Origin of the sequence: Roseomonas acroporae (assembly GCF_023223525.1) — a bacterium.
In the GTDB taxonomy this organism is placed as follows: Bacteria; Pseudomonadota; Alphaproteobacteria; order Acetobacterales; family Acetobacteraceae; genus Roseomonas_E; species Roseomonas_E acroporae.
Map to the genome: position 1 here is coordinate 120,333 of NZ_JALPRX010000023.1, position 10,128 is coordinate 130,460.

The following is a 10,128-nucleotide window of genomic DNA, read 5'->3' on the forward strand; positions in this document are numbered from 1 at the left end:
CCTGGCGCCGGCGCGCATCCGCTGCCCGGATTCGCCGGCGGTATGGTCGCGTCGCGCGGCGTCTTGCCCCCGCGCCTCCGCGCGCCCACCGATCCGCCCTATTCCGGCTGCACGCCCAGCTCGCGCAGGATGCGGCCGTAATTCACGTACTCCTCCCGGATCATGCGCGACAGCTCGGCGCGCGGCAGGTAGCGCGGCACGACGCGGCCCTGCGCCATCACGCGACGTACCTCGGAATCCTCGATGCCGGCGCGGCAGGCGGCCTCCAGCCGGTCCAGCACCGGCTCCGGCGTGCCGCGCGGCGCGTAGATGCCGACCTGCGAGAATTGCAGCGCGTCGATGCCCTGCTCGCGCGCCGTCGGCACGTCCGGGAAGTCCGGGTGGCGGTTGGCCGAGAAGACGGTGATCAGCCGCATCCGCCCGGAGGCGATCATCTCCGCGGCCGAGGCGACCACGGCGGCCGAGAAGTCCAGCCGGCCGCCGAGCACGTCGTTCAGGTGCGGCGCCTCGCCGCGATAGGGGATGTGGTTGAATTCCACCCCCGTCGCGCGCTGAACCCGCCACACGGCGAGCTGCGGCAGCGAGTTCGGGCCGGGGCTGCCGAAGCTCATCGGCCGGCGCTTCCCCTCCGCCACCAGCTCGGGGAGGGTGTGCACCGGGCTGTCGGCGCGCACCACGATGCCGAGCACGTTCTCGTTGGTGCCGCACACCGCGTCGAAGCTGTCCGGGCCGATGCCGGCGTTGCGCAGCAGGTGCGGCTGCACGACGATCGCGGTCATCGGCGTCAGGCCGAAGGTGTGCCCGTCCGGCGCCGCCGCCGCCACCGAGCGCATGCCGACCACGCCGGAGCCGCCGTCCCGGTTCGCCACCACCACGGGCTGGCCGAGCGAGCGCGAGAGGAAGTCGGCCAGGGCGCGGTAGGTGGCGTCGCCCGCGCCGGCCGAGTAGGGCAGCACCATCGTCAGCGTGTGGTCGGGGAAGGCGTGGGCCGCGCGCGGCGCCGCCAGGGCGAGCAGGGCGGCGAGCGGCAGCGCGCCGAGCGCGGCGCGGCGTGCCCTGGCGCGCGGCACGGGGCGGCGGAAGGAGAGGCGCATGCCGCCCTACTCCTCGATGATGGCCACGGCGCGGATCCAGCCCGCCGAGGCGCGGTGGATCTTCACGGGGAAGCAGGAGACGGTGAAGCCGTCCGGCGGCAGCGCCTCCAGGTTGCTCAGCTTCTCCATGTGGCAGTAGCCGATCTCGCGCCCCGCGCGATGGCCTTCCCAGATCAGCGAGGCGTCGCCCGTCTCCTGCACGCGGCGGCGGGTGTGGGAGAAGGGCGCGTCCCAGCTCCAGCCATCCGTGCCGACCACGCGCACGCCGCGCTCCAGCAGCCACATCGTCGCGGCCTTGCCCATGCCGCAGCCGGAATCGATGTAGTCGGACTCGCCGTAGCGGCTGCCGGCGCGGGTGTTGACGACGACGATCTCCAGTGGCCGGATCGTGTGGCCGATGCGGGCGAGTTCGGCCTCCACCTCGGCCGGCTGCACCACGTGGCCGTCCGGCAGGTGGCGGAAGTCGAGCTTCACGCCCGGCTGGAAGCACCATTCCAGCGGCACCTCGTCGATGCGCCAGGAGGGACGGCCGCCCGGCACCAGCGCCTCGTCCATGCGCGAGAAGTAGTGGTAGGGCGCGTCGAGATGCGTGCCGTTGTGCGTGGAGATGCGCACGCTCTCGACCGCCGCGTACTCGCCCTCGGGTAGCGCATCGACCGGCACGCCCATGTACTCGGCCATGCGCGGCGCGGTCTCGTGGTGGTCGTGGTAGTCGATCTCGGGCAGCATGTTCGGCGGGTCGCTGGCGATGCCGGCCTTCAGCCCGGCCGAGATGTCGATGAAGCGTCTTGGCACGTTTCCGGATTCCCTGTTCTTCGATTCCGCGGCTCTTCGGGGCTCTGCCCCGGACCCCGGCAGAGGGGCGTCGCCCCTCTGCACTCCCCACCAAAGGGCGAAGCCCCTTTGGAAACCCCAATTTGGATTCGAACCTCGACGGCGGAAGCGCCGAGGCCGCAGAACGCCAGCGGAGGTCCAGGAACCTGAGGTTCCTGGCGGATGGGGTCTGGGGAAGGCGGAGCCTTCCCCAGGCGCCGGACGTCGAGCCCTACGCCCCAGGCCATTCCACCGCCGGCGCCACCGCCGCGCGGCATTCGCCGAAGCCGATCGGCACCGCCCCCGGCGCGTGCGCCTTCGCGCGGAAGATCACCTCGTCACCGTCCTCCAGGAAGCGCCGCGTCTCGCCGTTCGGCAGCGTCACGGGACCGCCCAGCAGGATCTCGGCGAGGCAGGCGCGGGAATCGTCGGTGGGACCGGAGCAGGTGCCGCTGCCGAGCAGGTCGCCCGGCAGAAGGTTGCAGCCGTTCGAGGCGTGGTGCGCGACGAGCTGCGCCGGCGTCCAGTACAGCCCGGCGAATTCGGTCGCGGTCAGCCGCGCCGGCGCGGCGCCGGCCTCGCGCAGCGCGGGCGTGAGCAGCAGCACCTCCATGGCGATGCGCAGCGCGCCGGATTCGCGGTTGGCAGGGGAATCGAGATGCGGCGGCACCGGCAGGTCGCCGGCCGGGCGCGGCGCGGCGGGCGCGGCGAAGGGGAGCATCGCGTCGGCGGTGACGATCCAGGGCGAGACGGTGGTGGAGAGGCTCTTGCCGAGGAAGGGGCCGAGCGGGGCCATCTCCAGGAACTGGATGTCGCGCGCCGACCAGTCGTTGAGCAGCCCGTAGCCGAACAGGCGCGAGGGCGCCGAGGCCATCGGCACCGGCGTGCCGAGCGCGTTCTCGCCGGCGAGCCAGATCGCCAGCTCCAGCTCGAAGTCGAGGTTGCGGCAGGGGCCGAAGCTGACGCCGCCATCCGCGTCGCGCCGCTGGCCGTGCGGCCGCACCACCGGCTCGCCGCTGACGCGCACGGAGCTGGCGCGGGAGTGGTAGGCCACGGGCAGGTGCTCGAAGGCGGGCGGCAGGGGATTCGCCGCGTCGCGCCGGGCACCGAGCCGGGCCGTGTGGTCGCGCGAGATCATGAAGTCGGTGAAGTTCATGATGGCGCAGGGCAGGCGCATCGTCGCGTCCCGCATCGGCAGGGTCGCGGCGGCGGCGGCCTCGGCCCGCGGCGCGCCCTCGCGCAGCAGGGCGGAGACGGCGGCGCGCAGTTGCGTCGCGGCCGGGCGGCCGAGCGCCATCAGCGGGCGCAGGTCGGGTGCCGTGGCGGCGTCGGCGGCCGGGCCGTGCAGCAGGCCGGCATCGCGCGCGGCGCGCAGGTCCAGCACGCGGTCGCCGATGGCGACGCCGATCCGCGTCGCCGACTCGCCGGGGCGCGAGAACGCGCCGAGTGGCAGGTTCTGGATCGGGAAGTCGCAGCCTGCCGCGTTGGCGGCGGGAAGCCAGGACCGCAGGCGCGGATCGTGCGTGGCGTCGGGCGTTGCCGGAGACGTTTCCATGAGCGCCAGCATGTGCGCGTTGACCGGGGCGGGCAAGGGAAAATATAAATTCCTGGCCGTGATCGAACATCCAGCCGGCGCCGACGCGCCCGGGCTTCCCGCCGAAGCCGCGACGGCGGTCCCGCCCGACCTCACCCTGGCCGAGAGCGCCGCACGCCGGCTGCGCCGCGACATCCTGGCCGGCAGCCTGCCGCCGGCGGCGCGGCTGCGGCTGCGCGACCTCTCGGCCCAGTACGGGCTGGGCGCCACGCCGCTGCGCGAGGCGCTGTCGCGGCTCGCGGCCGAGGGGCTGGTGACGCTGGAGGGGCAGAAGGGCTTCTCGGTGCCGCCGGTGACGCGGGCGCACCTGCTCGACATCACCCGCTCCCGGCAGGTGGCGGAGCCGGAGGCGCTGCGCCTGGCCATGGCCGAGGGCGGCGCGGCCTGGGAGGACGGCATCGTCGCCACCCTCTCGCTGCTGCGCCACGAGGTGGGCCGCCGCGCGCCGGAGAGCACGGCGTGGCTCGACCGCTACGAGGCGCGGCATCACGCCTTCCACCGCGCGCTGATCGCCGGCTGCGGCCTGCCCTCGCTGCGCCGCTTCTGCGACGACCTGTACGTGCAGAAGACGCGCTATCGCCGCGTGACCGGCAGCGCCTATGCGGACTGGCCGGCGGTGCAGGCGGCGCACGAGGGGCTGGCGGCGGCGGCGCTGGCGCGCGACCCCGGGGCGCCGGCGCTGCTCTCGCGGCATATCGGCACGACCGCGGACCAGCTCCTGGCGCTGCTGGGCGAGGCGCCGTTGCCGCCGGCGCGGGCCTGAGCGGGGCGCCCTGGACGATGCCCGCCTTCCTCCGCGCCGCGCCGACCGTTGCCACCCGCGCGGACGCGGGCGGCGCGGGGGTGCCGACGCGTTCCCGCAGGGGCCGGACCGGATGATATCAGTGCCCGACCATAGATTGAGAACGATTCCTAATTGCGTTTGTGGTGACACGCTGGTAACAATCCGGAAAATTGCCGGAGAGAAGTAGTTGCGCGAGACCGTTGCCGCCCGGCCCTGCCGCCGGGGCGGATACCTGTTGCCGGCGATGCTGGCGCTGGGCATGCCGACCGGGCTGGCGGCCCAGGAAGGAGCCGACCAGGCAGGGGGCGGCAGGGGGGCGGCCGCGCAGGAGGGCGTGCCGGCCGGGACCACCGCCGCGGCGCTGCCCGAGGTGAACGTGAACGCCGGCATGCTGCGCGGCCACAGCCCGGTGCGCGGCTTCGTCGCCGAGGTCAGCTCGACCGCCACGAGGACCGACACGCCGCTGCTGGAGACGCCGCAGTCGCTCTCCGTGGTCACGCGCGACCAGATCGAGGCGCAGGCGGCGCAGAACCTCAACGCCATCCTGCGCTACACGCCCGGCGTCGCCACCGACACGCGCGGCGCGATCGCCCTGCGGCTCGACCAGTTCAACATACGCGGATTCTCGGTGCCGGTGTTCCTCGACGGCATGCGCCAGTTCGGCGGGCGCGACGCCAACCCGAGCGTCGACTTCTACCGGCTGGAGCGGGTGGACGTGATGCGCGGCCCGGCCTCGGTGGTGTACGGGCAGTCGGGGCCGGGCGGGCTCGTCAACCTGGTCAGCAAGCGCCCGACCGAGGAGCCCTACCGCGAGATCCTGCTCCAGGGCGGCTCCTTCGGCACGCTGCGCTACGGTGTCGACCTCAGCGGCGCGCTGGACGAGCGGCGCACCGTGCTCGGCCGCCTCGTCGCCTCCTACTACGAGTCCGACACGCAGATCGACCATGTGCGCGAGCAGCGCTACTACGTGGCGCCCTCGCTCACCCTGAAGCCCACCGGCGACACCACCATCACCCTGCTCGGCCTCTACCAGCGCGACCCGTGGGGCGGCTCCTACGGCTCGGTGCCGGCCTGGGGCTCTGTGCTGTACAACCCGAACGGCACCATCCCGCGCAACCGCTGGGACGGCGACCCCACCTTCGACCGGCTGAACCGCTCGCAGTGGCAGGTCGGCTACCTCGCCGAGCACCGCTTCAACGACAGCCTCACCCTGAGCCAGAGCCTGCGCTACGCGAACAGCCAGGGCTACTACCGCCAGCTCTACGGCACGCAGGGCCTCACGCTCGGGCGCGACTTCCGCACCATGCAGCGCGCCATCACCGGCACCGACGTGGACGTCAACACGCTGACGCTCGATACCCACCTGCAGTCGCGCTTCGACACCGGGCCGCTGCGGCACACGCTGCTGACGGGCGTGGACTACTACACGACGCGCAGCCGCACCTACAGCGGCTCCTCCGGCGTGGCGCCGAGCTACGACCTGTTCAACCCGGTCTACGGCATGGCCACGATCGGGCCGCTCGTCTACCAGACCTGGTCGCGCCAGGCGCAGAACGATGTCGGCCTCTACGCGCAGGACCAGATCCGGTGGGGCCGCTTCGCGATCCAGCTCGGCGGCCGCTACGACTGGTACGATTCCAACACCCGCACCACGACGCTGGCGACGGGCCGGCAGACGCGCGCCTACCAGGATGCCGGCGCCTTCACCGGCCGCGCCGGCCTCGTCTACCTGTTCGACAGCGGCTTCGCGCCCTACTACTCCTACGCGGAGAGCTTCGAGCCGCAGGCGGGCACCTTCGCGCCGGCGCGTGGCGGCGGCCCGTTCGAGCCGACCACCGGCCAGCAGCACGAGCTCGGCCTGCGCTACCAGCCGCCCGGCACCAACGCGCTGTTCTCGGCCGCCGTCTACGACCTGCGCCGGCAGAACGTGCTGACCGCGGACACGGCCAACCTCAACTACTCGATCCAGACCGGCGAGATCCGCTCGCGCGGCGTCGAGCTGGAGGCGAAGGCCAGCCTGGCCGCCGGCCTCGACGTGGCGGCCGCCTTCTCCTACCTCGACAACGAGGTGACGAGCAGCAACTCCACCGTCTCGATCAACCGCGGCCTCGCCGGCACCACCGTCGTCGGCGGCATCCCCGAGAAGGGCAAAACGCCGGTCGGCGTGCCGAACTGGCTGGTCTCGGCCTGGGCCAGCTACACCTTCCGGCCGGACACCCGGCTGCAGGGCCTCGGCATCGGCGGCGGCATCCGTTATGTCGGCGCGAGTTGGGGCGACACGGCCAACACGCTGCGCGTGCCGGACTACACGCTGGTGGATCTGATGGCCCGCTACGATCTCGGCCAGGCGATCCCGGGCCTCGGCGGCACGCAGCTCCAGGTCAACGTCACCAACCTGTTCGACACCCGGTATGTCTCGACCTGCAACACCTACTCCTGGTGCTGGTATGGCTTCGGCCGCACCGTCCTCGCCACGCTCCGGCACCGCTTCTGAGGCGGACGCCGGTGCCGGGGCAGCCGCCGGCCGGCGCCGGCGGCTGCCGCGCGCGCCGCGCTGGCTCGGCATCCTCTCGCGCTGCGTGGCCGCCATCCTGGGCGGCTACGCGCTGGCCTCGCTCGCCGCCATCGCCTTCGCGCTCTGGCTGCCGGCCGCGCGCCCGGAGGCGGTGATGACCGGCATGCTGGCGAGCTTCGCCATCCACACCGGCGCGGTGGTCTGGGTGTTCGCGGCGGGCAATGCCTGGCGCGCCTGGATCGGGCTGCTGCTGCCCGGCCTGCCGCTCGCCGCCCTGCTCTGGCTCACCGGAGGCTTCGCATGAAGGAAGGCTTCCGCCAGAGCATGGCGTGGCTGCACACCTGGTCCGGCCTGCTGGTCGGCTGGGTGCTGTTCGCGGTGTTCCTGACCGGCACCGCCGCCTACCTCAAGCCCGAGATCTCGGCCTGGATGATGCCGGAGCTGCGTACCCCGGCCCCCGAGACCCCGGCCGAGCAGGCCGCCACCGCCCAGGCGCTGATGGACCACATGACGCGCACGGCGCCGCGCTCGCCCGCCTGGTTCATCAGCCTGCCGGAGGCGCGCGAGCCCTGGGCCAACGTGTTCTGGCGCGACCCGGGCGCCGGCGGCCGCGGCTTCCGCCAGGCCGTGCTGGACCCGCGCAGCGGCGAGCCGGTAGCGGCGCGCGGCACGCGCGGCGGCGAGTTCTTCTACCGCTTCCACTTCCAGCTCCACTACATGAACGTTCCCGTGGCGCGCTGGATCGTCTCCTTCTGCGCCATGTTCATGCTGGTGGCGATCGTCAGCGGCATCGTCACGCACAAGCGCATCTTCGCCGACTTCTTCACCTTCCGCCCCGGCAAGGGGCACCGCTCCTGGCTCGACGGGCACGCCGTGGCCGCCGTGCTGGCGCTGCCCTACCACCTGATGATCACCTATACCGGCCTCGTCACGCTGATGTTCATGACGATGCCCTGGGGCGGCGAGGCGGCCTACCGGGGCGACCGCGCGGCCTTCAACACCGAGGTGTTCGGCACCGCCCGCCCCGCCCGCCCCGCCGGCGTGCCGGCGCCGCTGGTGCCGGTCGGGCCGCTGCTGGAGCAGGCGAGCCGCCACTGGAACGGCGGCACCGCCGGGCGCATCCAGGTGCAGAACCCGGGCGACGCCAACAGCACCATCCAGCTCACCCGCAGCGATTCCGAGCGCCTTTCCTTCAACCCGCAGATCATGGTGTTCAGCGGCGCCACCGGCGCGCTGCTCTCCACCGCCGGCGACGATTCCCGCCCGGCCGCCGAGACGCGCGGCGTGATGTACGGGCTGCATGTCGGCCGCTTCGGCGGGCCGCTGCTGCGCGCGCTGTTCCTGCTCTCCGGCCTCGCCGGCACGGCGATGGTGGCCACGGGCTGCGTGCTCTGGGCGGTCAAGACGCGCCAGCAGGCGGCCAAGCGCGGAAGGGTGGGTTTCGGCGTGCGGCTGGTCGAGCACCTCAACGTCGCCGCCATCGCCGGCCTGCCCGTCGCCATGGCCACGATGTTCTGGGCCAACCGGCTGCTGCCGCTCGACCTGCCGGCGCGCGACGAGTGGGAGATCCACGGCTTCTTCATCGCCTGGGGGCTCTGCCTGCTGCACCCGTTGCTGCGCCGCGGCCGGCGCGCCTGGGTGGAGCAGTTCGCCGCCGGCGCCCTGCTGTTCGGCCTGCTGCCCCTGCTGAACGCGCTGACCACGACGACGCATCTCGGCGTGACCCTGCCGGCGGGCGACTGGGGGCGCGCCGGCTTCGACCTCGGCCTGCTGGCGATCGGGCTGGCGCTGGCGGCCATCGCCCGGATCGTGGCGCGGCACCGGCCTGGCGCCGCCCCCAGGGCGAAGCCGGGTGCCGGGCCGGGTTCCAGGCCGGGGGCGAAGCCGGACAGGGCGAGCCAGCCCGCCCGGCATGGCGAGCCCGTGGCGGCGGAATAGAGGGGTCCCGCTTGAGCTTCCTGTCCCTGGCGCTGGCCTATGCGGGTTTCACCGCGCTCTGCCTCGCGATGGAGCGCCACCACGAGCAGGTGTTCCAGGCCCGCCGCGTGCCGCCGCGTCGCCGCCGGGCGCTGCGGATCGCCGGCTGGCTGCTGCTGGCGGCCTCGCCGGTGCCCTGCATCCTCGCCGAGGGCTGGGGCTACGGCACCGTGCTGTGGTGCGGCGTGCTGACCGCCGCCGTGCTGCCGCTGGCGCTGCTGCTGCCCTATGCCCCGCGCGCCGCGGCGCTGCTCGGTCCCGTCATGCTGCCGCTGGCGGCGCTGCTGGCCGTGCTGCGCGCCTGACCGCCCCGGCGTGACAGGACGCGGCGCCGGGTGTCTAGTGCGCCCCCGCAACGCGAACCGGCCGGAGAAGCAGCATGGCGCTCGATGAAACCGCGCATGGCGTCTACGTGATCGCCCCGACGCCCTTCCACCCGGACGGCCGGGTGGACGAGGCATCCACCGACCGCATGACCGACTTCTACCTGGAGGCCGGCTGCGACGGCATCACCGCCCTCGGCGTGATGGGCGAGGCGCCGAAGCTCGACGGCGCCGAGGCGCTCGACGTCGCGACGCGCATCATCCGCCGCGCCGGCCGCGCGCCCGTCATCATCGGCGTCTCGGCGCCCGGCTTCGCGGCGATGCGTGCCCTGGCGCGCGGCGTGATGGAGGTGGGGGCTGCCGGCGTGATGATCGCGCCGCCCAACACGCTGCGCACCGACGACCAGATCGTCGCCTACTACGCCCAGGCGGCCGAGGCGATCGGATCGGACGTGCCCTTCGTGGTGCAGGACTTCCCGGCGCAGTTCAGCGTGGTGATGACGCCGGCGGTGATCCGCCGCATCGTCATGGCCAACCCGAACTGCGTGATGGTCAAGCACGAGGACTGGCCGGGGCTGGAGAAGATCACCGCGCTGCGCGGCTTCGAGGCGGACGGCTCGATGCGCCACGTCTCGATCCTCTGCGGCAATGGCGGGCTGTTCCTCGACTTCGAGGTGGAGCGCGGCGCCGACGGCGCCATGACCGGCTACGCCTTCCCCGACATGCTGGTCGATCTCGTGCGCCTTTCCCGCGAGGGGCAGCGCGACGCAGCGCACGACCTGTTCGACGCGCATCTGCCGCTGATCCGCTACGAGCAGCAGATGGGCGGCATCGGCCTCGCCGTGCGCAAGTACGTGCTGGCGCGGCGCGGCATCATCGCCTCCGACGCGCAGCGCAAGCCGGGCTCGGCGCTGAGCGCCAGGGCGAAGGCCGAGGTGGAGTACCTGCTCTCGCGCGTCGCGCGCTTCGACAAGCGGGCGCTGAAGCTGGCGGCGTGACGGCGGGGAGGGCGGAGCCCTCCCCGGACC

The 10,128-nt window shown here is 73.3% G+C and carries 9 protein-coding genes; 6 read left to right on the forward strand and 3 right to left on the reverse strand.

Features of this window, described 5'->3' with window-relative positions; genetic code table 11:
* Window positions 1–98: 98 nt before the first annotated feature.
* From M0638_RS06825 to fahA, 3 genes are all read right to left on the reverse strand, one after another.
* The gene (locus M0638_RS06825) at window positions 99–1,094 is read right to left on the reverse strand and encodes a Bug family tripartite tricarboxylate transporter substrate binding protein (RefSeq protein ID WP_248666213.1); all 996 of its coding nucleotides are present in this window, start codon (window positions 1,092–1,094) and stop codon (window positions 99–101) included.
* A gap of 6 nt (window positions 1,095–1,100) precedes the next feature.
* Entirely contained in the window at window positions 1,101–1,889 is a 789-nt protein-coding gene (locus M0638_RS06830) for a cyclase family protein (RefSeq protein WP_248666214.1), read from the reverse strand.
* 250 nt (window positions 1,890–2,139) lie between these two features.
* Entirely contained in the window at window positions 2,140–3,498 is a 1,359-nt protein-coding gene (gene fahA / locus M0638_RS06835; RefSeq protein ID WP_248666215.1) for a fumarylacetoacetase, read from the reverse strand.
* Here fahA and M0638_RS06840 point away from each other — a divergent pair.
* The 6 genes from M0638_RS06840 to M0638_RS06865 all read left to right on the forward strand — a co-directional run bounded on the left by M0638_RS06840 (window position 3,461) and on the right by M0638_RS06865 (window position 10,098).
* Window positions 3,461–4,264 carry a GntR family transcriptional regulator gene (locus M0638_RS06840; RefSeq protein ID WP_248666216.1) on the forward strand — a complete coding sequence of 268 codons (804 nt, stop codon included), beginning with the start codon at window positions 3,461–3,463 and terminating at the stop codon, window positions 4,262–4,264. The genes fahA and M0638_RS06840 overlap by 38 nt on opposite strands.
* 265 nt (window positions 4,265–4,529) lie before the next feature.
* Window positions 4,530–6,779, forward strand: a complete 2,250-nt coding sequence (locus tag M0638_RS06845) for a TonB-dependent siderophore receptor (RefSeq protein ID WP_248666224.1) — start codon at window positions 4,530–4,532, stop codon at window positions 6,777–6,779.
* The gene (locus tag M0638_RS06850) at window positions 6,733–7,104 is read left to right on the forward strand and encodes a DUF3649 domain-containing protein (RefSeq protein WP_248666217.1); all 372 of its coding nucleotides are present in this window, start codon (window positions 6,733–6,735) and stop codon (window positions 7,102–7,104) included. The genes M0638_RS06845 and M0638_RS06850 overlap by 47 nt, the downstream gene beginning before the upstream one ends.
* On the forward strand, window positions 7,101–8,738 hold the full coding sequence (locus M0638_RS06855) for a PepSY-associated TM helix domain-containing protein (protein WP_248666218.1): 1,638 nt from the start codon (window positions 7,101–7,103) through the stop codon (window positions 8,736–8,738). The genes M0638_RS06850 and M0638_RS06855 overlap by 4 nt, the downstream gene beginning before the upstream one ends.
* An 11-nt stretch (window positions 8,739–8,749) precedes the next feature.
* Window positions 8,750–9,082 (forward strand): DUF3325 domain-containing protein, encoded by a 333-nt coding sequence (locus M0638_RS06860; protein ID WP_248666219.1) that lies wholly within the window; start codon window positions 8,750–8,752, stop codon window positions 9,080–9,082.
* Window positions 9,083–9,156: 74 nt separating this feature from the next.
* Window positions 9,157–10,098, forward strand: coding sequence for a dihydrodipicolinate synthase family protein (locus M0638_RS06865; RefSeq protein WP_248666220.1), 942 nt, complete (start codon window positions 9,157–9,159; stop codon window positions 10,096–10,098).
* Window positions 10,099–10,128 lie beyond the last annotated feature (30 nt).